23 protein-coding genes and 1 riboswitch are annotated in these 25,569 nt (G+C 42.5%); of the genes, 8 read left to right on the top strand and 15 right to left on the bottom strand.

The window, feature by feature from the left end; genetic code table 11:
- Nucleotides 1-7 precede the first annotated feature (7 nt).
- A complete protein-coding gene (locus ABEB05_RS14020) occupies nucleotides 8-793 on the top strand; it encodes a S1/P1 nuclease (RefSeq protein WP_265791291.1) in 786 nt (261 codons plus the stop codon).
- A 14-nt stretch (nucleotides 794-807) separates the two neighbouring features.
- Here ABEB05_RS14020 and ABEB05_RS14015 read toward each other — a convergent pair whose 3' ends face one another.
- Nucleotides 808-1,353 (bottom strand): macro domain-containing protein, encoded by a 546-nt coding sequence (locus tag ABEB05_RS14015; protein WP_265791293.1) that lies wholly within the window; start codon nucleotides 1,351-1,353, stop codon nucleotides 808-810.
- Nucleotides 1,354-1,610: 257 nt separating this feature from the next.
- Between ABEB05_RS14015 and clpB the strand changes: the two genes are divergently transcribed.
- The gene (clpB, locus tag ABEB05_RS14010; RefSeq protein ID WP_265791294.1) at nucleotides 1,611-4,244 is read left to right on the top strand and encodes an ATP-dependent chaperone ClpB; all 2,634 of its coding nucleotides are present in this window, start codon (nucleotides 1,611-1,613) and stop codon (nucleotides 4,242-4,244) included.
- A 148-nt stretch (nucleotides 4,245-4,392) separates the two neighbouring features.
- Here the strand turns inward: clpB and ABEB05_RS14005 are convergent, their stop codons facing one another.
- The 7 genes from ABEB05_RS14005 to ABEB05_RS13980 all read right to left on the bottom strand — a co-directional run bounded on the left by ABEB05_RS14005 (nucleotide 4,393) and on the right by ABEB05_RS13980 (nucleotide 14,766).
- The gene (locus ABEB05_RS14005; protein WP_265791295.1) at nucleotides 4,393-4,803 is read right to left on the bottom strand and encodes a DUF1761 domain-containing protein; all 411 of its coding nucleotides are present in this window, start codon (nucleotides 4,801-4,803) and stop codon (nucleotides 4,393-4,395) included.
- Nucleotides 4,804-5,042: 239 nt separating this feature from the next.
- On the bottom strand, nucleotides 5,043-5,252 hold the full coding sequence (locus ABEB05_RS17140; protein WP_350356652.1) for a helix-turn-helix domain-containing protein: 210 nt from the start codon (nucleotides 5,250-5,252) through the stop codon (nucleotides 5,043-5,045).
- A complete protein-coding gene (locus ABEB05_RS14000; RefSeq protein WP_265791297.1) occupies nucleotides 5,237-5,398 on the bottom strand; it encodes a hypothetical protein in 162 nt (53 codons plus the stop codon). Before ABEB05_RS14000 ends, ABEB05_RS17140 begins: the two co-directional genes overlap by 16 nt.
- Nucleotides 5,399-5,555: 157 nt before the next feature.
- Nucleotides 5,556-6,944 (bottom strand): hypothetical protein, encoded by a 1,389-nt coding sequence (locus ABEB05_RS13995; protein ID WP_265791299.1) that lies wholly within the window; start codon nucleotides 6,942-6,944, stop codon nucleotides 5,556-5,558.
- Nucleotides 6,945-7,112: 168 nt separating this feature from the next.
- The gene (locus tag ABEB05_RS13990; protein ID WP_265791300.1) at nucleotides 7,113-8,219 is read right to left on the bottom strand and encodes an aminopeptidase; all 1,107 of its coding nucleotides are present in this window, start codon (nucleotides 8,217-8,219) and stop codon (nucleotides 7,113-7,115) included.
- Between the two features lie 160 nt (nucleotides 8,220-8,379).
- On the bottom strand, nucleotides 8,380-12,849 hold the full coding sequence (locus ABEB05_RS13985; protein WP_265791302.1) for a translocation/assembly module TamB domain-containing protein: 4,470 nt from the start codon (nucleotides 12,847-12,849) through the stop codon (nucleotides 8,380-8,382).
- Complete coding sequence (locus tag ABEB05_RS13980) at nucleotides 12,850-14,766, bottom strand: BamA/OMP85 family outer membrane protein (RefSeq protein WP_265791304.1); 1,917 nt, start codon at nucleotides 14,764-14,766, stop codon at nucleotides 12,850-12,852.
- Nucleotides 14,767-14,944: 178 nt separating this feature from the next.
- Between ABEB05_RS13980 and ABEB05_RS13975 the strand changes: the two genes are divergently transcribed.
- The 5 genes from ABEB05_RS13975 to crcB all read left to right on the top strand — a co-directional run bounded on the left by ABEB05_RS13975 (nucleotide 14,945) and on the right by crcB (nucleotide 18,492).
- Complete coding sequence (locus tag ABEB05_RS13975) at nucleotides 14,945-16,222, top strand: M14 family metallopeptidase (RefSeq protein WP_265791306.1); 1,278 nt, start codon at nucleotides 14,945-14,947, stop codon at nucleotides 16,220-16,222.
- A gap of 192 nt (nucleotides 16,223-16,414) precedes the next feature.
- Nucleotides 16,415-16,582 carry a DUF3309 family protein gene (locus ABEB05_RS13970; protein ID WP_425558416.1) on the top strand — a complete coding sequence of 56 codons (168 nt, stop codon included), beginning with the start codon at nucleotides 16,415-16,417 and terminating at the stop codon, nucleotides 16,580-16,582.
- A 327-nt stretch (nucleotides 16,583-16,909) separates the two neighbouring features.
- Nucleotides 16,910-17,491, top strand: a complete 582-nt coding sequence (locus ABEB05_RS13965) for an SCO family protein (protein WP_265791308.1) — start codon at nucleotides 16,910-16,912, stop codon at nucleotides 17,489-17,491.
- A gap of 13 nt (nucleotides 17,492-17,504) precedes the next feature.
- Nucleotides 17,505-17,975 (top strand): copper chaperone PCu(A)C, encoded by a 471-nt coding sequence (locus tag ABEB05_RS13960; RefSeq protein WP_265791309.1) that lies wholly within the window; start codon nucleotides 17,505-17,507, stop codon nucleotides 17,973-17,975.
- Nucleotides 17,976-18,011: 36 nt separating this feature from the next.
- Nucleotides 18,012-18,085, top strand: a riboswitch (Fluoride riboswitch).
- Nucleotides 18,086-18,117: 32 nt separating this feature from the next.
- Nucleotides 18,118-18,492, top strand: a complete 375-nt coding sequence (gene crcB / locus ABEB05_RS13955; RefSeq protein WP_265791311.1) for a fluoride efflux transporter CrcB — start codon at nucleotides 18,118-18,120, stop codon at nucleotides 18,490-18,492.
- A gap of 66 nt (nucleotides 18,493-18,558) precedes the next feature.
- Here crcB and pafA read toward each other — a convergent pair whose 3' ends face one another.
- A complete protein-coding gene (gene pafA, locus ABEB05_RS13950; RefSeq protein ID WP_265791313.1) occupies nucleotides 18,559-20,196 on the bottom strand; it encodes an alkaline phosphatase PafA in 1,638 nt (545 codons plus the stop codon).
- A 172-nt stretch (nucleotides 20,197-20,368) separates the two neighbouring features.
- On the opposite strand from pafA, the gene ABEB05_RS13945 reads away from it, so the two are divergent.
- The gene (locus ABEB05_RS13945) at nucleotides 20,369-20,992 is read left to right on the top strand and encodes a TlpA family protein disulfide reductase (protein WP_265791314.1); all 624 of its coding nucleotides are present in this window, start codon (nucleotides 20,369-20,371) and stop codon (nucleotides 20,990-20,992) included.
- A gap of 39 nt (nucleotides 20,993-21,031) precedes the next feature.
- On the opposite strand, the gene ABEB05_RS13940 is transcribed toward ABEB05_RS13945, so the two are convergent.
- The 6 genes from ABEB05_RS13940 to ABEB05_RS13915 all read right to left on the bottom strand — a co-directional run bounded on the left by ABEB05_RS13940 (nucleotide 21,032) and on the right by ABEB05_RS13915 (nucleotide 25,565).
- Nucleotides 21,032-21,886 carry a DUF5777 family beta-barrel protein gene (locus ABEB05_RS13940; protein WP_345694302.1) on the bottom strand — a complete coding sequence of 285 codons (855 nt, stop codon included), beginning with the start codon at nucleotides 21,884-21,886 and terminating at the stop codon, nucleotides 21,032-21,034.
- A gap of 6 nt (nucleotides 21,887-21,892) precedes the next feature.
- Nucleotides 21,893-22,444 (bottom strand): YceI family protein, encoded by a 552-nt coding sequence (locus ABEB05_RS13935; protein WP_265791316.1) that lies wholly within the window; start codon nucleotides 22,442-22,444, stop codon nucleotides 21,893-21,895.
- Between the two features lie 28 nt (nucleotides 22,445-22,472).
- Nucleotides 22,473-22,967: a hypothetical protein gene (locus ABEB05_RS13930; protein WP_265791318.1), complete on the bottom strand. Its 495-nt coding sequence runs from the start codon at nucleotides 22,965-22,967 to the stop codon at nucleotides 22,473-22,475.
- Nucleotides 22,968-23,016: 49 nt separating this feature from the next.
- A complete protein-coding gene (locus ABEB05_RS13925) occupies nucleotides 23,017-24,276 on the bottom strand; it encodes an outer membrane beta-barrel protein (RefSeq protein WP_265791319.1) in 1,260 nt (419 codons plus the stop codon).
- A gap of 6 nt (nucleotides 24,277-24,282) precedes the next feature.
- A complete protein-coding gene (locus tag ABEB05_RS13920; RefSeq protein WP_265791321.1) occupies nucleotides 24,283-24,810 on the bottom strand; it encodes an RNA polymerase sigma factor in 528 nt (175 codons plus the stop codon).
- Nucleotides 24,811-25,109: 299 nt separating this feature from the next.
- Nucleotides 25,110-25,565 (bottom strand): methyltransferase family protein, encoded by a 456-nt coding sequence (locus tag ABEB05_RS13915; RefSeq protein WP_265791322.1) that lies wholly within the window; start codon nucleotides 25,563-25,565, stop codon nucleotides 25,110-25,112.
- Nucleotides 25,566-25,569: the final 4 nt, after the last annotated feature.

Genomic DNA, 25,569 nt, shown 5'->3' with positions numbered 1-25,569 from the left:
TCTACATATGACTTTTCTAATCACCTTAATCCTGTCTCTGCTCCTCATTAATCCTGTGGATATATCGGATAATAAGCAAAAAAAGTGGGGACAAACAGGTCATCGCATTGTAGGTGATATTGCAGCTGATTACCTGGATAAAAAAGCTGAAATGGCTATATCAAAAATTTTAGGGCATGAATCTATGGCCATTGCCAGTACCTGGATGGATAAAATAAGATCCGATTCACGATATGACCATACTCATGCCTGGCACTGGGTGACCATTCCCGACGGAATGACCTATGAGGAAACAGAAAAAAATCCTGATGGCGACCTTATTAACGCTCTTCAAACCATCATTACGGAACTGAAAGAAGGAAATTTATCAGAAGAGGAAGAAGCGAAAAAGCTTAAAATGCTCATTCATTTGGTCGGAGATCTGCATCAGCCGATGCATGTCGGAACGGGGGAAGACCGTGGTGGCAATGATACCAAAGTTGAGTGGTTTTATGAGCCTTCAAACCTCCACCGAGTATGGGACTCCGAAATCATTGATGATACCAAGCTAAGCTATACAGAATTTTCTAACGCTGTTAATCATCCAACAGAAGAACAACTGAGAGAGTGGCAACAGGGAGATATACTGGATTGGGCACATGAGTCCATGGAATATCGTGACCAAATCTATGACCTCCCCGATGACAATCAAATTGGCTATCAATACCAGTATAATAACCGCGATCTTTTGGACCAACAGTTACTTAAAGCCGGGGTACGTCTGGCATATGTATTAAATCAAATTTATGGATAATGGATAAACCATAATTATCCGTTACTCTCAAATACCTGTTCCATTATCTTTTTATGTGTTTTCATGGCTTCTTCTCCCCAGAGGACAAACCGAATCAGCTGTACCCATTTCAGGTTGGGTATACTTGCTTTAATAGTTTTGAATGCAACATTTGCGGCCTCATCCATGGGATATCCAAAAGCCCCAGTTGAAATCGCGGGGAAAGCAATACGTTCTATCTCATGGTCTTCTGCTAATTTAAGTGAATTTTTATAACAAAATCCCAATAGCTTATCTTCTGGCTTATCCCGCCCGTAAACCGGTCCCAGGCAATGTATTATATATTTATTGGGCAGATTGTGTCCCCCTGAAATGACTGCTTCACCGGGCTTGATCGGTGCCATCGAACGAGTTTCTTCAGTAAGTTCAGGTCCCGCAGCCCGATGAATTGCTCCTGCAACTCCTCCACCGGTACGGAGCTGAGCATTGGCAGCATTTACCACCGCATCCACATCCGGTTGATTGGTAATATCTCCGCGCTTCAGTTCAACTATCCTGCCTTTGAATGTTATCTTTTTCATAAAACAACAATTTAATTGGTGCTTTAGTGATTTAAACAACAAATTATAATTCTATCATTCAATAACTGCCAAAGCTGCTCATTTTAGTCCTATATGGCAGGTTATGGTTTCACAGTTACAGTAACAAATTCATTGCTTCACCCTTTATGACATATCAAAACTGAAAAATAGACATATTTCAAGATGCGGTATGGTATTGGCTTCTTTAATAACAGAATAGATCAACCAATGAATTTTAACAGAGTGATTATAACACTATGAATTTAGATAAATTTACACTTAAAGCCCAGAAAGCGGTACAGGAAGCTGTTGATGTGGCTTCCGGCAATAACCACCAGGCGGTGGCTCCGGCCCATATTCTCATGGCGTTACTCACCGATGCTGATAATGTGGTAAATACCATTCTCAACAAAGTTGGCGTGCGGGTGCCTCAACTAAAATCGGAACTAGAAGAACGTATCGACAAGCTGCCGGTCGTTAAGGGTGCATCTGTATCCGGACAGTACCTGGCAAACGATACCAAAGAACTGTTTGATGAGGCCCAATCATCTGCAAATGAAATGGGAGACGAGTACATCAGTTCCGAGCATATCCTAATTGGAATGCTAAAAGCTCAAAACGAAGCGGGACGCCTCTTAAAACAACACGGTGTAACCAAGGATAATGTTTTACAGGTTATGCAGGATGTCCGTGGTTCTCAGAAAGTAGATGACCCCAATGCGGAAAGCCGCTATAATGCGCTCAAAAAATATGCCCGTGATCTTAATGAAGAGGCTGAAAAGAATAAACTTGACCCAGTTATTGGCCGCGACCAGGAGATCCGGCGCGTCATGCAGATTCTTTCCCGGCGCACCAAGAATAACCCGGTATTAATCGGAGAGGCCGGAGTAGGAAAGACCGCTATTGCAGAAGGAATGGCACTGCGTATAAACCGCGGCGATGTGCCAGAGGGGCTGAAGTCCAAGCGTATTGTTGCTCTTGATATGGGGGCCCTGATGGCAGGGACCAAATTTCGTGGTGAATTTGAAGAACGACTGAAAGCAGTTGTTAACGAAGTACAGGACTCAGAAGGAGAAATTATTCTCTTTATTGATGAGATCCATACACTGGTTGGAGCCGGTGCTTCCGAAGGCTCTATGGATGCCGCTAACATTCTGAAGCCCTCGCTGGCCCGCGGCGAACTCCACGCTATTGGTGCCACTACCCTCGATGAGTACCGCAAGTATATAGAAAAGGACCGTGCCCTCGAGCGCCGTATGCAGAAAGTGCTGATCAATGAACCCAGTGTGGAAGATACAGTTTCGATTTTGCGCGGACTCCAGGAACGCTATGAGCTCCATCACGGAGTAAAAATTCGAGATGAAGCCCTGGTAGCCGCCGCGGAACTCTCTCACCGGTACATCAGCGAACGATTCCTGCCAGACAAGGCTATCGACCTGATTGACGAGGCTGCTTCCCGATTGCGACTGGAGATCGACTCCATGCCGGAAGAACTGGACCAGGTGGAGCGGCAAATACGTCAGCTTGAAATCGAGCGCGAGGGCCTGAAACGGGAACAGAATGAAGAAAAAATTGAAAATATTGAAAAAGAATTGGCTGATCTTGAAGAGAAACGGTCGACCATGCGCAACCAATGGGATACCGAACGCGACCTGATTAAGAAAACACGCGATCTCAAACAGGCGATAGAAACCTCGCGCAATGAAGCCGAAAAGGCGGAACGCGAAGGAAAATATGAGAAGGTAGCCGAGCTGCGATACGGCACCATCAACCAGCTGGAAAAAGATCTTGAAGAGACGAAAGAACAGCTGGAAGAAGTGCAGGAAGGCCGTGCCATGCTCAAAGAGGAAGTCGAATACGAAGATATTGCTGATATTGTATCACGATGGACCGGCATCCCGGTTCGGAAGATGCTGCAGAGCGAACGGGAAAAATTGGTTCACCTTGAGGAGGAACTGCATAAGCGCGTTGTAGGACAAGATCCCGCAGTTGAAACGGTATCCAATGCCGTGCGGCGTTCACGCGCCGGCTTGCAGGATGCCCAGCGTCCCATCGGATCGTTCTTCTTCCTCGGATCAACGGGAGTTGGTAAAACCGAGCTTGCCCGTTCACTGGCCAACTTCCTCTTTAATGACGAAGATGCCATGGTCCGCATTGATATGAGTGAGTACATGGAACGACACAGCGTAAGTCGCTTGGTGGGTGCCCCCCCTGGCTATGTAGGCTACGATGAAGGCGGTCAGCTTACCGAAGCTGTGCGGCGCAAGCCATACTCAGTCATTTTACTGGATGAGATCGAAAAAGCACATGCCGATGTATTCAATATGCTCTTGCAGGTACTGGATGAAGGTCGCCTTACGGACAACAAAGGCGTAACGGTGGATTTCACTAATACTATAATCATTATGACCAGCAACATAGGTTCTCACCTTATCTCCGAAAAAGTTGAAGAGACGGGCGGAAAATTCACGGATGAAGTCTATAACAAACTGCAAGATCAACTGATGGAGCAGCTCAAGAAACAAATTCGTCCGGAGTTCCTAAACCGTGTGGATGATGTCATTGTATTCCATCCGCTGGAGAAAGAACACATCCGGGAAATTGTGGATATCCAACTCAGCCGCGTCCACAAGATGCTGGACAAAAAGGATATCAAGCTGTCGGTTTCAGACAATGTTAAAGACTGGCTGGCCGAACGCGGATACGATCCCGTATACGGAGCCCGTCCGCTTAAGCGACTAATACAAACGAAGATTATCGACAAGCTTGCTACTGAACTGATCAAGCGTGAAGAAGAAGCCAAAGCCCATTTTGAGGCTACCATCAGCAAGGACGGTGAGAGTATCGAATTTGCGGAAGTGTTTGATAACGCAGAAGCGTGGGCAGATTAAATGCAGTTAGCAGTTTACTGTAAATCAGGAATATTCTACCCTACTTAAAATCTAAGATCTAAATCTGGGCTGCGTACCTCTGGTGCGCAGTCTTTTATACATTCCGCACCTGAGGTACGGGACGAGATTAAACCGACTGCCGATATTTTTACCACCAACCAAGTACAAGTCCGGCCAACACTAATCCAATTACGTGATAGCCGTTATCAAGAAAATGAAGTTTCATAGGAACTTCGGAAAAGATTCCGGTCGTTCCAGCAAGAGTGAATACAAAACCGGCGCCTGCCCCAAATCCTATTAAGGCTCCATTTCCAGCACTTCCAATACCCATTGCTTTCATAAACAATGCAAGAGAAGCAACGGCTATAAACTGCAGGATAAAAGAGTAGAGAAAAATAACCGGATTAGGTTCTCCGATATCTTCTTCGGTAACATTTCGTAACTTCATCCACGTTTTTGCAAAAAGCAGGTTACTGTACCAGAGTGCGCCTAAAGCAAAATACACCACGGTAGCTACAATAACCGCCAGCCAGTTAAGGGAAGAGATTATTTCAGACATAAACGTTGCTTTAGAGTAGAGGTTTACTCTATGTAATTAAGAAATATTTTAAAAAACAACTTAAATATTATTAATAAGTTGCCCGCTCCTCGCATAAAGACTGTTTTACCTACCGCTTTTCCCTATAGGATATGGCTTATACTGTCATCCCGCACCGGAGATACAGGACAAGATTAATTATATAGACTCTGGTAACATATTCAGTTTATTAATCTGTCTGGTGAATAATACCTGGCTGCTTACCTCCCGGCTCTCCATCCGGATACCCATCCGCGCCTTGACAACCCCAACTCTCGTTTGAATAATGATGAAAACGAACCAATACTCTCAAAACATATTTCAGAGACCGATAACTGATCTTCCGTTAATAATCTGTAGGTATATTTTATCCTCCGTTCAGTAAGATATTGATTGGGCGTTTTACTATATGCACTTATAAAAAGTCGCAAAAATTAAATTTGGAAAAATTAGCTTCCTCAGAAATTGCTTCCAGATCTATGGATTCATTAAAATGCTCATCTATATATCGTTTAGCCCGGACAATACGGCGGTAACGATAGGCTTTTGGATAATCCGTTGTATGTCGCTTCTTCATGCTCATACTTACTTAATTGAAAGCACATAATTTCTGTACCTCAATCTAATCCTGGCAGATTTTAAGGGCCCATAAATATTTTTATCAAACTAAAGGCTTATAAAAAAGCAGCACCAGATTATGGTGCTGCTTTTTATTCTATTAATGGATAAACGGATTATCCATCATCGTCCTCGGATTCTTCTTCATCAGCTGGACAACAACGATACTCCTGCGACTTTTCAAGCAACTCTATCTGACGTTCAAGTAACTTATTCTGCAATTTTTTGTATTCCAGATCCAACTGTATTTCACGCATTACGGCTGGCTCACAAATATTACATTCATCCAAGCAACTGCGTACGAACAATCCGGGCGTTGGCAGAGAAGATGTAAGCTCAAAAGAAAACTTTTGACGGGTTTCCTCTGAAATATCTCCTCCCTCTTCTTTCAGCAATCCGGCGTTCACCAAATCCCGATCTACGATCGCAAGTGCTTCTGCCCGTATCGATGGAGATAAAGGCTCAGCGGTGTTGAACGAAGCAAATGTTGCCGCCGTATCAACCCGGGAAAACCTCTGATCCGGATTGAGGCGTACAGCATTATCAAGATCGGCCGAGACGCTTTCACGTCCCCGACGCTCTACCGATAACCTATTTTCATCCGTTGCCAGCACCGAGTTAGGTATCACCGATATATCTCCCCGGGAAATAAACGGGTTGTTGGCAACCTTTGTATTGGCTGCCGGGTCAATGACTCTTCGTCGAATAGACTCAATCGTAAATTTTATGGTTTGAGTTTTATTGATCTGATAAAAGTAGTATGTAATTGCATGGCAATGATTGGGGTTTGAAAATACCCGGGAAGAAGATTCAAAATGATCTTCGGTTTCTCCCTCGGCATGGCTACGGGTATTAACCTCACCTACCGAAACACTGCTGGCCGTCCGTGTCGCTTGCACCGAACTGTGGTGGGACGACTCAACATGCTGATTAAGCTCACGAAGGAACGTACTGGTAGATTCGGCATCGTAACTTCCTTCAATATCCACTGAAGGGCCTGAAAAGAAGGTTTCGATAGGGCCGCTGGTGCCTCCGCTTGTTTTTGTACTCCCCCGGTTTTTATTAGAGGAACTCCCTTCATTCCGAATAGACAGGTCAGACATAAAATCACTCATCGAAGACATATAATAACGCTCCTCTGAGGTCTGCTCATGCCGATAGCTTATGTTTGTACTGCTGTCGTAACTAAATCGACTTCGGCGATCTATGCTAAACAGGCGCACCTTCTCACCAGGATAAAGTGTATTAGTATATACTAAATCTCCAAGCGCAAGTGGTCCTGTACAACGTTCCAACCGGGCTTTAATGATAACCTCAACTGGAATTCTACGACTGGTATTATCAAGGCTAACCTGGGCATTATGTACGGTACGATATTGAAAATCAATAATATCGCATGCCTCGTCGGTTTTCAACTCCGGACAACAAGGTATCGAAATCTTATCTTTATCTGGATTTCGATGTCCGGTCTCTTTCATCCCTTTTTCCTTTTTTTCCTGGTTCATTTTTCTCTCTGTTTTTTATGATTAAGGTGGGACTATTATTATAGCGAAAAAAAATAATATTTGCCCCTTTATCCCTAATTATTTTTGGGGCCGATCCCTTTTTAAAAGAATCGCCCCCAGAATGATAAACCCAAGGAAAATAATTGCCGGTATTACGTAAGTTTCAAATCAGTCGGACAACAAATTCTCTGGATTCAAGCCCTTCAAATCATCCGCAATAAAGGTGCGTCCCTCCCTGACTTTCTCGCCATCCAGATACACATCGGCACCTATACAGACCAAATCCCAGTGGATATTACTTTCATTTCCATTGGGGGCAATTTCGTAGTCATTACCGAGGGTCAGGTGATTGGAACCATAAATCTTTTCATCAAAGAGGATATCGTACATCGGCTCCTCAATCACGGGATTCAATCCAAAGCTGAACTCCCCAAACTGTCGTGCTCCGGCATCCGTATCCAGTATCTCTTCAAGCGCTTCATTATCGGAGGAGTCAGAATCCACTACTACTCCATCGCAGACTTCCAGTTTAACAAACTCAAACGGTTTGCCCTGATATACGCTGGGAGCATAGGTAATATGTCCATTAACAGACGATAAGACAGGCGAAGAGAACAGCTCCCCATCCGGGATATTACGCTTTCCAAAACAGGGAATCCATGTCTGACCTTTTACCGAAAATTCAATATCCGTCCCCTCACCTTCCAGACGGATTTTCTTGGTATCTTCCAGTCGTTTTTGAAGCGGTTTCATAGCCTCGGCTAATTCGCTGTAATCCAACAGGCAAGCCTTATAGTAGAAATCGCGAAACTTTTGGGTTGGCATTCTGGCATTCATGGCAAAGGCTTCTGAAGGATAGCGGAGCACTACCCAATTAGTATTATTCACTCGTTCCTTAAAGTGAACCGGATCAGCAAAATAATCGGCATAGGCCTTATTGGCCTTTTTACTGACGTCAGCCTGTTCATAGATATTGAGCGAGGCCCGGATGCCTACGAAAGCATCCATCTTCTTCATAAGGGGCAGCTGATCTGTTTCAGCCTGATTTTTCCAAAATTCTTTGTCTCCCTTTTCAGCAAGTATGCGGCGAACTTCAGTATCTTCAATCTGTACAAAGGGATGGGCATTCATTTCCCGTACTTTTTTTACCAAGGCCCGAAGCAATCCAATGCCATTGAGTCCTACCAACTGAAGCATCACATTTTGTCCTTCTTTAAGCTCACAACTGAAGTTGAGAATTTTATCGGCTAACTGCTGGTCTTTATTGTTAAACATAGCTTACCTATCAATTTTTGATTCTATATCGTTTATTCTCTTTGTGTTTGTATCCTTCATTCAGGGGCGATCCAGGGCATCCATGAACATAAATACGAATAATAAAAATTATAATACTTAATCTTTGAATATTTATCGTAGCTAAACGGTTAGTTTCGTTTTAGTAGTCGTGCTCCCACTTTAAGTCTATGCCTTCCCGGATTCCATTTCCCTGGCGCAGCATCAATTTCAGGTTTTCGCGCAACAGATATTCCAGCTGAAAACCAGTATTAGGGGTAGAGCCCGTTATCACATTTTGTATAGCAAAAAATACCTTTGGATTAATATACCAACCTGTGGTAACTGAGGTCCCCGTTTGTCCGCCGGTATTGGTATTATCAATTCTCACTACATCAATGCCAAGCTTCCGTGTTGCCAGAGACTCCACACGATCGAGCAGCACATCCAGAGCGATAGTGGTAGCAGATGTATTGTTGCCAGACCCTGTCACTACCTGCTGCCAGGAATCCAGTGCATAGAAGGGCTGACCAAAAAGGGTATAGCTGAGAATATTTTCCAGCTCCATTGGCGGCTGACTCTCGTACTTAAACTTTGGATCTTCTACCGTTCCCTCAATAATATACCATATCCTGATCTCTTCCTGGGTTTGTGGCGGTGCATACATTGACCGAACGCTCATCTGTGGATTGGTGGGTTCTCCGCTGAAAATGACCGAACCTTCTTCAATTTCAAATCTTTTGCCAAGAGGACGAGCATACCCATCTGCTGTATTCATGGTACCAAAAAGCTGCATATCATTTCCTTTCTCCTTAACCACATCAAGGGAACCATCCAATTCCATCTCCATATCAAGATACTGGCTATTTCGGACAAAAAACCGTCTGTTGAAGGAAATATTCATATCCATACTCAACGAATCGAATACAGAAAAATTCAGCTCCTCCTCTGTCTCAGAATCCAGCTTTATATTTTCTACTGATTCCTCCCCAAAGTTCTGTAACTCATAAAAACCACTAACAAACTCCAGATCACCAGACAAGTGTGCTCCATAAAAGGGACCTTGCATCCGCATGTCAGCATTTACAATGGCATTCATTTCATTGGTATTAGCGATCCTGAAATTTTTTGTACGCAGGCGAATATCCATATTACTAATACCGAAATCAGCAAAATCGGTGGTCCCTGTTATATTAAGCCTACCATTACCACTACGGGTAGTAAATTCCGCTATTCGCATTTGCCCCTTCTCGAAGTGGATATCAGATCGCATTTCATTCAAACGAATTCCCAGCGGAATTATACGGATACCTCCTCTGCGCAGCGTAAAAGCACCATTCGTTTCCAGACTATCAATAGGACCGGATAGCATGACATTACCACTTATACTCCCGCGCAAATCCCGGGCTGTTTGATCGTCCAGAAAATCATTGAGCGCTGCTAAATTAAAATCCTGAGTCTTGATATTCGCTGATATAGGATCGTTCCCATCCGGATAGGTAACCTCAAAGGTTTTAAAATCCATATAGAAGGGAAGGACGGTCTCTAGTTCTGCAGCTGTCTGTTTAAGGGAAGTAATAGAACCATTGAGGTTGAGTACGGATTGAGCATGCTCATAATTGACTGCAGCGGATACTGAGTCAAGTTCTACACCAGAAAGAACCGCCTGATGCAACGTTGTTCGGGCAGAAAACTGAGGAGAACCTGCGGTTCCTGAGAGGTCAGCTCTTCCGGTCAAAATTCCGGAAGTTTCTGTAAATCCTAGTTCCTCAAATATAGGTTCAAAACGTTCCATTGCAATAGCCCGAATCCTCAGTTCCCCATTAACGGACTCATCAAAAAACGTATCTGGCAAACTTTCCGGATCTGCTAACCGAAACGGCACATCTGCTTTCCCCCACATCAGTTCGTCCCCCTGATCTTGTACTAACAGGCTGCCGGTTAAGCGTTCTTCATCAATCTTTCCATCAATAGAGAGCGAATCAAAATTAAGTTCCTGATATGAAAGACCGGACATTACTATACTTCCATCGGCCCGTAACGTAGTATCTGTACGATTGAACTCCATTTCACCGGAAAGAATGCCATTTACATAGGATTCTTTCAATAATGCCTCCTGAATGGGGGCCAAATTTATACTATTTCCCTGAAGCGATCCTTGCTGGCGGAGTGAATCGGCATACGGAACAGCCAACTCAACAAAGGCACCACTGGAGGAGGTCATCTGCAAGGTATCCATCCGGAGTACTCCTTTAGAAAAATCTACATTGAACGACTCATTAAGGCTAAGGACCAAATCGGGACTTACAATATCAAATTCGGATATTCGAACATTTGTTGAATCATCGCTCACAGCATATTGTCCCCTCTGCTCTAAATACTCTCCTGATGTACCACTAAAGCGAAGTTCGTAGTTGCCTGCTGTTTCATCCTCTCTAACTTCACCGGCGGTTTTTATCCATACATCATGTAGCTGAATATCAGAAATAACAGGAGAAATTAAATTAATATCCAACGCATACTCGTTCTTTTCCTTAATAACAGCGCTAATATCTCCATGAGCTTGTTTCGTGGTAAATAATTCATCCAAAACGATATTTGACAGTTCAAAAGTACTCTCCATTTGTAAGTCATTGCCTTCAGCAAGATGCAACTCCGCATTAACGGTCCCTTCGGCTGCAACAGTGTCTACACCCATAAGAGGAGCCAATGAACTTATATCCTTTACCCTCAGATTGATATTAAATCTATTGTCAGGATCCAAAGGATTTTGAAGATGCCTTTGCCCCTTGATCATTCCGTCGGCAATCATACTTGATAGTTCAATTCCTTTAACCTCGGCCACCGTATCTATTACAGATATTTTTCCATCCAGTTGATATATAGATTCCTTATTTACCACAGAAGAATCAATGGCCAAAGCCAGGTTTAACTGCATATCAGCGGGTGTAAAACCGGTGCCTTTACCAGAAACAGATCCATTAAGAGAAGTTTGCAGTGAATCAATCTGAAAGACTTCCCCCAGATCTAATTGATCCATTCCTAAATTAAAATTATAGGTGGGCTGGTCTTGCAACTCATTAAGGCGGGCATCCACTTTTACCAAACCATCCCCTAGATTGAGACGTCCCTTTGTTGTCAGCCCATTCATATTCACCTGCCCCTGCATTGATAGCTTTCTGTTGTAGGAACGATTTTTACTATGATCAATAGCACTGATATGATATTTCCAGGGACTCTCCTCTGGATACCAACCTGCACCAAAAAATGTGCTGACTATATCCCATTCACTATCCAACATCTCATTTTGGGACCAATATCCCGGATTAATACGCTGTGCCCTAATTTCTCCCCGGATACCGGGATTTCCCCAAACCTGTTGAATGGTAATACTTGAAGATAACTTTTGTTTATTCTCCATAGCCTGAAAGTCAATCGCTAACTCCTGATTTTGTAACTGGGCTTTACTTTCAATCTGATTAAACGTAACTGATGGATGCGCTAACTGAGCTATTGTCAATTCCAGATCGCCTTTGCTTTGCTGATAGTCTGCCAGCGGTACATTACCTGTAAAATTCAGATCCAGTTCTTCGATAGCTGGCAGAGTTGTATCTCCCAACAGCGATTGCAAATCCAATCGATCGGCCTGCATTTGTAATCTCTCCAGATCACTTCCGCTTCCGGGGGCCCACTTAAGGTCTGCTTCTGCATTGAAATTGTAAATGTCTTTTGAACGAGCCTGCAGACTTGCCTTATAATCACCCGAAGATCCTGTAAGTGATATCTCTGCCTCTATTTCCTGTTGTAATGAGAGCTCTTCGCTATAAGGAACTAAATCCTGAAAAGATAATGGGTTTGCAGAAAGAGCTAGCTCAACAGTCGAATCCGATAGATTCACCAGTCCGGAAGAACGTAAGCTTGATTCTGCTGTAGATAACTGCAGTTCTTCTAGCGTAAGCTGTTTGTTTTTAAAAGTAGCTGCAGACTCAACAAATACTTTTTTCCCCTCGGCAATATGATTAAACTCGAAATCGAGAGCCTCCACCTTTGCCTCAAAATCCGATTCTTTTATATCGAGATTACCAAAGAGTTCAATATTTGCTATTTCAATCGGAGTGGTCAGTGCCAAGGAATCTCCATTTATGTGTAACTCTCCACCTGCAATGGACAAATGATCTATACGAAATGGAAATACCGATGAAGTCGTATCTGGCGGAGGAGTGGGTTTTATCAGATTCTCCATATTCCATCGGCCATTTTGTTGCTCCAGATGGGTAACAGGTTTATATACATTCAAATCGGATACTACCATCTGATCAGAAAAAAAACTCCATATTGAATAAGTGGCATGAACTGAATCGATGCTCGCTAAAGTAGCTTCATCTTCTACATTCAGTTGTATTTTTTCCAATGTAATGCCACGCCATAGGTCGCCCGAAAGATACCCGATACTTAAATTAGCGTTAAGTTGGCTATTGATAGCATTCACGGTATAATTCTTAACCCAGTTACGAACCGGATCAGTTGTCAGTGAAAATCTCAGAGCAGCTATGAGAAACAGCAAAATAACGGTCACCCATCCGAGGCGAATCATCCATTTTTTTAACCTGCTATGTGATGCCGTTTTAACCATCTAAAATGCCTGACCTATACTAACATGAATACCAATGCGATCCCATGAACTGCCATAATTACGCCCCCTATAGAAATTTAAATCTTGCTGAGTAGGGTTAATTTTGTATCCGACGTCAAGACGCACAGGCCCTATAGGTGACTGGTAACGTAAACCTCCACCCGTTCCAAATTGAATCGGACGAATTCCCCGATCAACGTTTGAATCCCATATCTGTCCCCCGTCTAAAAATACAGCTATTCCAAATCCATCTATGAGTGCATTAAGTTCTTGTCGAATTTCCAGATTAAAACCAAACATGGCTCGCCCTCCTGAAGGCACATAGCGCTGGAAACCACTGCTATCAACTTCTGCCCGCTTTGGACCCATTTGGCGACGTTGCCAGCCCCGAACGGAATTGGTACCTCCCATATAATATCGGATGTTTTGCGGTAAAGAATCGGTGGATACATTAAACAAGCGTCCTCCCTGTACCCGGGTAGCAAGCATGGTAGAACTGCTTAACCGTGTAAATTTTCGGACATCAAGCGAAATTTTCTGAAAGTTTAAAGAGGTTAGTCCCATAAAACCAAATATTTCCGCATAAGGCTGTATTACCCATCCTTCCTGCTGCCGACCGTACCCTTGCGTATAATAGCTCGAAAATTGCAGGGATGAGAGATCATATTTTTGTGTTGAATCGGGCATATTTTGTGCAAATTGCTGCGAAAGCTCCCGGTTTTTGGTGTACTCATAAGAGGCGGATGCGGTCAAAGTTTTACTGTATTGATAAATAAAACTATTGGTAATACCTGTCCTGAATAATTCGAAATTACTCTCCAGAAGATGCTGCACAAAAGGAGACAGAATAACACTGCTTTTCGTATTAAAAACATATGGAAAAAGGTAGTCAAGACTGAGGGATTGTTCGATAAAAGACGCCCGGCCGGTAGAAGTAAACCGATGTGCAGCCCCGAATGCATTTCTGTGTTGCCAACTTACCTGTCCACGAAATTTCTCCTCGGTTCCAAACCCTGCTAATAATTCAACGGACCGACTTTCTCTCTCCCGCACCCGCAATACCAAACGTAGAGTAGAATCTCTGGGTTGCTCCTCCGGAATACTAATAGTAGCAAAACGTACAAGATGGTGATTAAATAGCTGTTGTTGAGCATCCTGCAATTTTTCCAGACTGTATCGTTCTCCAACCTCAAGAGAAGCCTGTCTTTTTATATATTCATCAGACAGGCGATTGTTATCCTTGATTTCTATCTCACCAATAGTAGTAAGGGGACCCGCCTTACAATGTATCATTACACTGGCACTCAAATTTGTAGAATCAATCTCTGCCTCAATACTCACAGAGGCATGGGCAAAGCCAATATTTTTAAGTACATCAGTAAAACTACCAATTACCTCCGGCTCTCGTATGGACTCATACCTGTTACCTTCCTGGAAGGCATGATTTCTTTTCACCCTTTCGAAACTATTTTTGGAGTGAACTTCCTGTTCATCTAGTCCCTCACTGTCAATCTGGTACTCTAACTTTTCTATATGAACGGGAGCGTTTTCATCTATATAAAAATACACTTCCTTTTTCCAGGGCTCATCTCCTTCTTTAATTTCATAATTAACATTTACGTTGATGAAGCCCCGGCGTTTGTAATAATTTGCCAGTCGAATATTATCCTTTCGTATGGTCGTTTCATTCAGACTATACCCCTCTCTACTACCATAGATTAATTTTTTAAAGAAGGGAGGCACCTCTGTTGCAATTTGATCCCTCAGCAAAACGTCCGAAAAAGCCTCATTCCCCTCTATTTCTACCTTCCAAACCTGGGGACGTTCGGGATCATTAGGAGCGGAGCTCCCGTCAGTAGTCCATCCGGCTAACAGCAGTCCGACAAAAAATATGTGAATAACAACTTGGGGAAACAATATTCGTTACTTATAGCTATTTAAAAGTATGAGCGCCGCCTAATAGAGTTTGGAAATATTATAAGATAATGGTTTTACTGATCAAAAAGCGATTTATAACATCTGAGATACAGTTTTCGATTCTTCATTTTTTCAATACCTTGAGTTAAAATTAAAAACCTATATAAATCTATCAGCTATGGCAATGCATCTACGGTTTGTCTCTTTTGTCTGCCTCTTCAGTTTGTTACTGCTGTTAAGCAGTTGTACTTCATCAGACGAATTTACCGGATATTCCTACGATCCTGAAGGCGTCACCAATACAACTGATAAGGAAATACAGGAGCAACACAAGCGAACGATTGGCGTATCATCGACCGGTGTATGGATAAGCAATGAATTTGACGGAGCCCGAATGAACAATTTTTACAGGGTGAAAGATTCACTCTATCGCGTTGTAATTGAGCCTGAAAATCATCCGATAAATAATAGTCCATGGTACTCCTTTAAAATTCATAGCGATTCTCCTCAAAAAATACGCCTGCAGCTTGCCTATAAACACGGAAAACATCGCTATTTTCCCAAATTGAGTATCGATGGCGAACATTGGAGTCCTATTCCTCTGTCAAGAATTGAAGCAGATACAGCAGCCGGGACTGCTACCCTTACCCTTGACCTATATGAAGAACCGCTTTGGGTATCGGCCCAGGAACTACTCACCTTTGATGACATGCAGCAGTGGGCGGACTCTATTAGCACTTCAGCATCCGTAGCCAAGCTGGATACCGTGGGATACTCTCATAATAACCGCCCCATCCTGAAAATTAGTGCGGTACAAAATATCTCCACCAGAAACCGGGGTGTTCTCATTATCACAGGGCGTCAACATCCGCCGGAAGTTACCGGGGGACTAGCCAGTCAATACTTTATTGAAACAATGCTCAACGACAGCGAACTTGCAAAGAGTTTCCGCGACAAGTTTGATATCCTGATCTATCCAGTAGTAAATCCGGATGGCGTGGATAACGGACACTGGCGACATAACGGTGCGGGCATAGACCTTAACCGGGATTGGGAACATTTTAATCAGCCGGAAACCAAGGCTATTCGTGATGATCTTCTGCCATTAACCAATGATTCCAGCCGCACCGTGTACTACGGAATTGATTTCCACTCGACGAATGAGAATATATTCTATCCGATTAACCGAGACATTTCGACCTTCCCGGAAGACTTTACCTATGGGTGGATAGATACGCTCATAAAGGCGGCGCCGGACATGCCCATTAATGTTGAACCTTTTCCGCCTAACTCCCCTATTGCCAAGAATTGGATTTATCACACTTTTGGAGCTGACGCCGTCACCTATGAAGTGGATGATGCCGCAGATCGAAAAAAACTTGAGGAGATATCCCGGCAAACAGCTCAAATAATTATGCGTCAATTGCTTGAAGAATGGAACAAAAACAAGAAATGATCTCTAAGTAACTTCAGATAGGCTACAGAAGAATACTTGATGGGCATAATCATTCCAAACAATAAGCATCATTTATCAGAGTAGTACTTGGTATTCTCAAAATTATCTTCCTGTCTGGGAACATAATTGAGGTATACCAACTTTAAAGGATTGTAAACTGAGAATGACCGGTGTTTCACTCATATTTAATTAATGAGGTTTATTATGCTAGGTACTATTCTTATTATCGTCCTGATTCTGATGCTTCTCGGTTCTCTGCCAACCTGGAGATACAGCCGGACATGGGGATATGGCCCCAGTGGACTTCTCAGTACACTTCTGATCATTTTTCTGATCCTTTGGCTACTGGGACACATTTAATAAAACCCTAGATCAGGAAGTAAAGTAAGTGGCTATTATTGATCCTTCATAGTCGTATCTGAGCTATTGGAAAGACTCAGGTAATTAACGAATATCTAAGTTTCTCTCCAACTAACTTCATCGCCTTCCTAAAGTGCGTTTCTTTTTTTAAGTTCATTACTTTGTGATAATCATCTTTCCATGTCAGAAACAGATAATATCTTTTTTATACTGAACTTATCTCATTTTCTGATAGTTATTATTTTTTCATTGCCTTGAAAAGTTTTGGAGACCTAAACAAACACTCTCCACGAATTTCAAACTGTTACCAACGTTTATATTTCACTTATGAAATCCACGTCCTTATTCGTTTGGGTTATCTTTCTCTTATCAATTGCGCTGGCTTCTTGCGGGCCTGAAACTATTGTTGACCTTGGAAATGAATCCTTTACACTCTTTAATTCTGACAGCACAGAGGTACAATTCCCAGATGATTATAAAGGTAAAACAACGGTCATTAGTTTTATTTATACCCACTGCCCGGACGTGTGTCCTGCTATTACGGCGAATATGAAAAATATACAAGCGGAACTGGATGACACTACCAATATTCGTTTTGTCGAACTTACTTTTGATCCGAAACGGGACACCCCATCGACATTGGCCAAATATAAAAAGCTTTATGACCTTAACGACCAGTTTTCTCTTCTTACCGGTTCTGCCTCCGAGGTCGATTCTCTGCTAAACAGGCTCAATATTGTGGCCCAAAAAACGCAAATTGATTCCCTGCAGCAAGATAGCAGTGAATACTTTATGAACCATTCAAATACCATCTATTTAATGGATAAACAGGGACGCATCCGAACGGAATATCCTGCTAATGTTGTTCCCCCGGAACATGTGTCCGAAGACCTTCAAAAAATACGTTAGTGATATTAATGCCATGAATTCTTCCCGCTTAATTCTTTTAACCGGATTAGTAATAGTTGGGATCTGTGCATGTACTTCCAATGAAAGTAAGGAAGGACAACACGAAGGAGTCATATTCGGTAAAATAGAATTATCAGATGGCTGGGTTAGACCCGCCACAAAAGGAGGTATGAGTGCAGCCTATCTGACTATAAGTAACGGTACAGTCTCCCGGGATACCTTGATGAATATTTCAAGTAGTGCCGCCGCTAAAGCTGAACTTCATGAATCGTATAAAGGCGAAAACGGCATTATGGCAATGCGTCCAGTCTCCCAACCGGTTATTCCGTCCGGGGAAAAATTGCATATGAGTCCCGGGCGATTTCATATTATGCTTCAAGATCTCAACAGGAATCTTAGCGTTGGTGATTCGGTGGATATAACCTTGACCTACAGTCGTGTTGATACGCAATCCATTCGGCTACCAGTAAAATCACAACCTTAAGCTGCAAATAAGCTCGGTTTTAAGTAGTTTTTCTCATTTATCTACGGCGACGGAGTTCGCCCATAGCCGTTCTCTACTTTTAGAAGAGAGCTGATGACTCCTGTGTGAACAATTTATAGAAATAACCCAACTGGAGTATCCTATGCTACAATCCATTTTAATAGTCGGTGTCGGTGGTTTTTTTGGAAGTATTTTCCGTTATCTAATGACCCATTACGTTAATACAAGTGCCCAGTCTATTTTCCCGTGGGGCACCCTATTCGTCAATTTATTGGGCTCTTTTTTTATAGGCATCATCATCGCTTCTGTAATAAGCGAAAATTTAAGTCAACCTTATCGCCTATTGCTGGCAACCGGTTTCTGCGGTGGATTCACCACTTTCTCTTCTTTTTCCTATGAATTCTTCTCCCTGCTTCAGCATGAGCATACCGGCTATGCTTTTCTATATGCCATAGGCAGTTTTGGATTGGGACTTCTGCTTGTTTGGCTTGGCTTTACCCTTGGGAAAGCAATATAAGCTATAGAAAATGGCAGGGCTATTCTGTAAAGACCCTGCCTTATATCCTTACAAGCTTATGACCTGTTATTTAAACTCCAGGACTTTTGCCGATGATCCACTGGGAAAGCTAATACCCAACATATTGGATAGGGTCGGAGCAATTTGAGGAATAGTTGTCTTTTCACTTGAAGAGCCCTGTGGTACGCCCCACCCATAGAAAAGAAGCGGCACATGCGTATCATAATTGTAGGGAGATCCATGTGAAGTCCCGGTTTCATAACTGCTGTCCAGCCAGCCCGGTTTTAGCTGAATAAATACATCCCCGGAACGATCTTCCTGAAATCCCCGCTGATACATCGCCTGGTATCCCTCCGAATATCCCTTGGTGCGATAATTATAGGCCGTATTTGTGGAGTTTACGGCTTTAAATTGCAAAAGAAATTCTGCTACCTCTTTCTGTAATTCCTTAAGCGAGACTCCATTTCTATTGACCAAATCATGATCCAGGTAAACCTGCTGATTTGCATACGCTTCTACCCATTCGCCTTCACCGTATCTGCGATTTAAATATCCTTTAAGCACATCAATGACTGCATCACTTCTGAAGTATCCGCCCGGCAGTTTTTTATCGATCAGTTCCTGGGGAACATCTACCGCACCATGGTCGGAGGTCAGCATAACAAGATAATTTCCCTCGCCGACTTTCTTATCAAGATAATTCAACAGATCTGCCAGGTCCCGGTCAAGTCGTAAGTAAGTATCTTGCAGTTCAATAGAATTTGGTCCAAATTGATGACCCACATAATCGGTGGAAGAGAAGCTAACTCCAAGGAAATCAGTCGTTTCATCAGATCCCAAATCCTCTCCTTCAATTGCACTTTTAGCTAATTCCTTTACCAGGGTATTACCAAAAGGAGTGGAACTTACGATTCCATAGGAGTCTCCCCTGTTTGCTTCTAGATCATGCGGGAAAACCGGGGCTTCTTCATTTTCAAAAGTACCTTCATATGAGGTATTATCGGCATTGCTTTCGGTATAGTTTTCAATAGGCAAAAGCGTTTCCCAGGTTTTATTACTCAATTCACGAGCCAATCCTTCTTCGTTAAAGTTCTGGATCCATTTTGGCAGCTGGTCGCGGTACCAAGAGCTAGTCACAAAGTTCCCGGAGTCTCCTTCATACCAATAGGCGGCATCTCCTACATGTCCCGCTGGCAGAACAGCTCCCCGATCTTTAATGGATAAAGCAATCACTTTATGATCGTTGTTGGCCTCTTTAAGTTCGTCAGTAACGGTTGTACTCATCAAATTTGCGGGAGACATCTTACCGGCCTCTCCTTCCGTTCCCACAGGTGTTGTAGTTGAATCTGCAACCACATACATATTTTTGTCAATATTACGATCGTACCACGAATTTCCTACAATCCCGTTTACCGCTGGCGTTGTTCCCGTATAAACAGCAGCATGTCCGGGACCAGTGTAAGTGGGAAAATAATTGAAATGATTATTGGTAAAACTGTATCCTTCATTCACCAATCGTTTAAAACCATCTTCTCCATATTTATCCCAATACAAAGGGATATATTCATATCGCATCTGGTCAACCACTATACCAACAACCAGCCTAGGCTTATCTTTTTCAGATAGATTATTCTGTGCCCATACAGACTGGGTTGCAATAAGCAGGGTTAAAACAACAAATCCTATACTTTTTAAAAGTTTCATATAATCGACATTTGCTAATGTGAATATTTTCCTAAAGAAAATAACCTCTTTTAATAAAGAATCGAATTATGATTATGATAAAAAATTAATTGAATGATTCATGAAGCTTTCATTGTTCATCAGCTAACAAAACGATGTATATATTTGTTCCAAAACTCTTATTTTTCAGCTAATGAATTCTACTGATAACAATCAAAAATCTTCTGGCCTTAAAAGAACGTTAATCGAATGGGGCCTCATCGGTGTAGTTATTGCCATTCTTTATGCTACGGGATTGCATACCGAGGTACTCGGTACCATGCAGCGTGCCCTGCTATGGACCGGACTATTCGATGCCGATACTTCTGAAATTGCTACCACCGAGGGATCATTTTTATCTGAGTCGGACTATCGTTTTGCCTTGGAAAAAAAGAATGGAAAGACTGTTTCACTGAGTGATTACCGTGGCAATGTAGTTTTTATAAATGTATGGGCTTCGTGGTGTCCACCCTGTGTGGCTGAAATGCCTACTATCGAAACACTCTATGACAATGTTGCCGGTGAAAAAAATATTCAGTTTATCCTTCTGGCAATGGATGAGGATCAACAAAAGGCCATTGATTTTATGGAGGGAAAAGAATTCTCTATGCCCTATTTCTTTCCTGCATCCGCGCTACCGAACCACTTTCGAAGTCAGTACTTGCCAACAACCTATGTCCTCTCCAAAGAGGGACAGATTGTGTATAAAAAGGAAGGCATAGCTGATTATAGCTCTTCTAACTTTGCCCAATGGATTAGGGACCTGGCCCAAAAGTAACAATTGCTGCAGACTATGTGTCCCGTCGGCAACTAGCACCTATTTTACCAGAGAAAAAACTCGATTCACGTTAAAGCCAAATCGGAAATCACCTGCCCAAAATTGCTCCCTGTTTGTAGCTAAAACATATTGTTCAAGATGCCATTCCGTAGAGGTAAAGAAAAGCTGAAAAACATGTCCCCCGGTCTCTATATTCAATCCTAGTGAAAAGGTGTTCTTGGTATTAGCAGCCCGTTCACCAATCACGGGATAGTATTCCGCAGATAGCGCGAAGCGCCTCGAAAGTGGCATATGAGCTCCCAATCCTACTGCAAAAAAACTATTGGGATCACCGGCAGAAACACTGCTCATATGACCATACATTGGGGTAAGTTGCAAGCTAAGGTGATCATTAAATTTCCTTGAAAATATGGCCGATATGGAGGTACTCACATCGTCTTTAATCGGCCGATCGTTCTCCTGGGTTACTATACCAAAATCACCTTTTACGGATATGCTAATAGGTTGGGTATCCGACTGATTTTGTTGAAGAATTGCCAGCTTCGTACGCAGGTCTACGATATTAGTTAGTGAAGAACGGCCGATACCCATAGACCATCGATCGGTAATTCCATAATCAATACCCAGCCGTACATTTCGAACATTATCGATTCCAAAGAAGGTCTGAAGTGGACGCTGAGTGGCAACGCCAAAGCTATGCATAATGGTACTATTTAAATTACCAGCAGGCAGATGTTCCGTACTTGCTTGGGTAATCAATGTGGGAGCCCAAAATACATCCTGAACCGGGCCATCAGTTTGTACTCGTTTCCGCTCCATTTGGCCATACACCGTGGAAGTAATCAGAAGAATAATAAACAGAACTGAGAATAATTGTTTGTTCATCGTTTTCATAAGATTCTACTGCTCGATTGGTTTGAGTGTTGCTTCGATTCTAATATCCATTTGTTCACTTACGCGATAAAATAAAATTCCCGGAGGTTCTATATCATAATCTTCGATATTAATGGTCCACGAAGAAGTAAGATGAAGACCCTCCGATGTAGGTTTAAGGGTGCCCTCAATACTTCTCTCCCTGCTAATCCCGTGAATAGTAAATTCACCTTCAACCGTCACTTTTTGTGGCGTTTCATTTTCCGGATCAAAGGGAGTTGTTAGTTTGCCATAAAATTCTGCAAAGGGATATTCTTCAGCTTCCAGCGTTTCTAGCATATCTTTGTCGCGCTTACCGATACCAGTTTTCAGGGTTGTTACATCCAGATAAAAATCAACAACGGAATTATCCAGATTAATTTTACCCACCAGGTAATCGCTTTCGCCGGTAAAGGTATGCAGGGGTACGGATGAGTCAAACTCTGCGTGCCCCGATTCCGTCATAAAGGCCTGTCCATAAGCCTCCGGGGAAAAACCATAAACCATGAACAGACATAGAATAAAAGCCCGATGAAGCATAACCGCTTTAGATTTTATGATTAATCCTTTAATTATTCTGCGCGCCCTCATCAATCCATTCCCTGATCAATGATATTTCTTCGTCAGATAAGTAAGGTCCTCCCACCGGCATGCGCTGTCCTTGATCAGGAGAAGGTTCAATTTTATCCACCAGAGGACTTCCCGCTGCATCATTAGGTTGAACCACCAGCTCTCCATATTGTAAGCCCTCACTTTCTATCACATTATTATAGGAATCAAGTCGTACGCCGTTCCTTTGTTCCCCTATATGACAATTTGACCCCCCACAACTTGAATTAAATATCTCCAGCACATTGGAAAAAGTTGGCTCCGCTGGTGGTTCGTTTCCATTGCCTCCATTCCCCCCATTACCTCCGTTTGGATCGGTAGAACTGTCCCCACAGGATACCAGCAGCATCCCCAGAGAACATAGCACAATCAGTGAATAAGAACGCATTGACCGGAATTTTATCCCCCCAATGGAAAACGACTCTATCTCTTGTTGCTTATCTGAATATTCCATAATCCCTCGTTTTTTGATCTTTAATTATAATTTGCAAATAGCTTCTCAACTATTGAAGCTGAAAATTAAGTGACACAAAACTTCCGATGGAATACAGCTTTACGTTCCCTTCTCCAACCCCTTTCAAAGGTACTCTTACATAGGGTTCAGCCCTCAGGCTCCACCTGGGATGGATATCATATTCCAGTCCAATTGAAAATCCCACATTACTCATTAAGTGTCCTGTGCCCGTCCTTTTATTCCAGCTTTGTGGTAATCCTTCACCATTTTGGTCATATCTAAAATCGTATTCTTCATTCAGCATGATATAGGAAGCAATACCAGTAGACGCATACAGTCTGGAATGTTCAAAATTTAGAAAGTTATACTTCACGTTTATCGGGATATCGAGAATAAGGCAGCGGGCAAATGTTTCATCGGGTAGAACCCCGGGATTCCCATAACTGCCGTACCCTTGATTAGGGTTATAATCTCCTCCCTGGGCAGTATATCGAACATCCGACTGAATAACTCCCCCGGAAACAGAGAGATTCTTTGTCAGACGGTATTCCACTGCCACCCCAATTTTATATCCCATATCCGAAAAGTTTGACAATGAACCCACCGTGCTAAAATCCGGACTGGCCACAAAACCCAAAGCAAAACGCGAGGATGCGATCATGCCTTCTCCATTCTCAGAATGATCAGAAGTTATCGATTGATTTTCAGTTCGCTCATTTCCTTCTTCTGACTCGACTGTAGCGAATACTTTTGGGTATACTTTTTTACCCAAAGAAGACAGATTACATTCGGGACAGTAAACCTCATTCACATTCAACCCTCTGCTCATCTGATTACTTACTAAATATTCCTGCTGGGCTTGTTCTGCCTGCCTTGTACCAGCAATATTTTGCCTGTTATCCTCTACATCTCCATTTGAGGATTCATCAGCCATTTCTCCACTGATATTCTGATCAGACTCCAGATTATCATCGGCTTCCGGTGACGTAATATCCGGAAGAGTTTCCAACTCCTCAGACTGCTCCGGTTGATCTTGCTGCTGTTCTGTTTGCTCGCTGAGTTGCTCATTAATTTCATCAATCGAGACATAATTTTGATAGGTGAAATATCCTAGCAGCGCAAATAACAGCAAGGAAGCTGCAATCAGCCATCGACGCTTCTTCTCCAAGGATCTCTTTCTTGCTGCCATATCGAGCTTCTTTTCCAGCTTCATCCAGTCTTTTTCCCGATAGGAAATATCAAATTCCTGGACTTTTTTCTGGAAAAACTCCTCAATAGGATCTTCCGGATTATGTTTGTTTGTAGACATATTGTGTTACTGCGTTAAATTTTTCTCCAGTATAGCCTGCAAGTTCTTTTTGGCTTTAGAAAGATTCGACTTGGAAGTCCCTTCAGCAATTCCAAGCATTTCAGCAATCTCCTTGTGTTGAAACCCCTCGATCACATGCAGGTTAAAGACGGTTCGATATGCCGGGCTCAACTGTTGGATTAAATCAATAATTTCCTGGTAAGAAATTTTGCTGATGATTGTCTCGTCATGAGCTATTTCGCTTTCAACGTTTTCCAGTTGCTCCCGCTTCAGGCTACTTTTATGCTTGTGGAAATAATTGATTGCTGTGTTGATGATTATCCTTCTCAACCATGGTTTAAAGGGACGTTCAGGATCGTATTGAGCGATGTTCGAAAACAATTTCATAAAGGCATCATTCAATATGGTTACGGCCTCTTCCCTGGAATCGGCATAGCGCAGCGTTATACTCATGCCATAGGCATAGAACATTTTGTACAGCTCTTTTTGGCTGTCACGCTGCCGCTTTCGGCATCCTTTGATTATTTTTTTCAACAAGGATTTCTCGATTTTCCAGAAACTAAATTATAGTTCACCTCTACAGCATATCTTACTTCCTCTATCCCCCTATACAAGAAATTCAAGGATAAGGGTTGCCTCTATTTTCAAAAAACTTTCCGCTATATCAGAATAAGGAATGTGAGTACTTAAATGATAATTCTAATCCTTCACTCAAGACTTCCCAGAAAAAACAATATGAGCAGAAAGCTTGTCTATTAATAATAAGGTTACACAATCATCCGGTATTTATGAAGAGCAATAAAAAGGTAAAGAGAGGCAGTTATATAAAAATATCAAATCCAGCGGTGTACTTTCGATCGATACTTCTCAAATTCTTCCCCGAATTTTTTGTGAAGTACTTTCTCTTCCGGTATAATCTGGAAGTAATTCATGTACAATACGAAGAGAGGCAGGATTAAAATGGCAAGCATATTCCCAAGATAGATTCCATAGGAAATTAAAATCAGCAATAAGGCCAGGTACATGGGATTTCGCGAAAACCGATAAATCCCACTATCAACCAAACTACTGGCACTATCTGGCTTATGAGGATTGATGGAAGTAGACTTCCTATAAAACTGAATCAGTCCCACCACCCCAATCATTCCTCCCGCTGCAAAACAAAATACTGACACCCACCAGGATATCCGAAAGTCAGTCCCATGAAAATGAAAGAAGTTATCCATTATCCACATCAAAGAAGCAAAAAAGATTGCAACAACTGCAGGAGGTATTTTAAGCTTCAACATCTAC

The organism is Fodinibius salicampi (assembly GCF_039545095.1).
GTDB lineage: Bacteria > Bacteroidota > Rhodothermia > Balneolales > Balneolaceae > Fodinibius > Fodinibius salicampi.
This window is presented reverse-complemented; position numbering and strand designations above follow the sequence as displayed.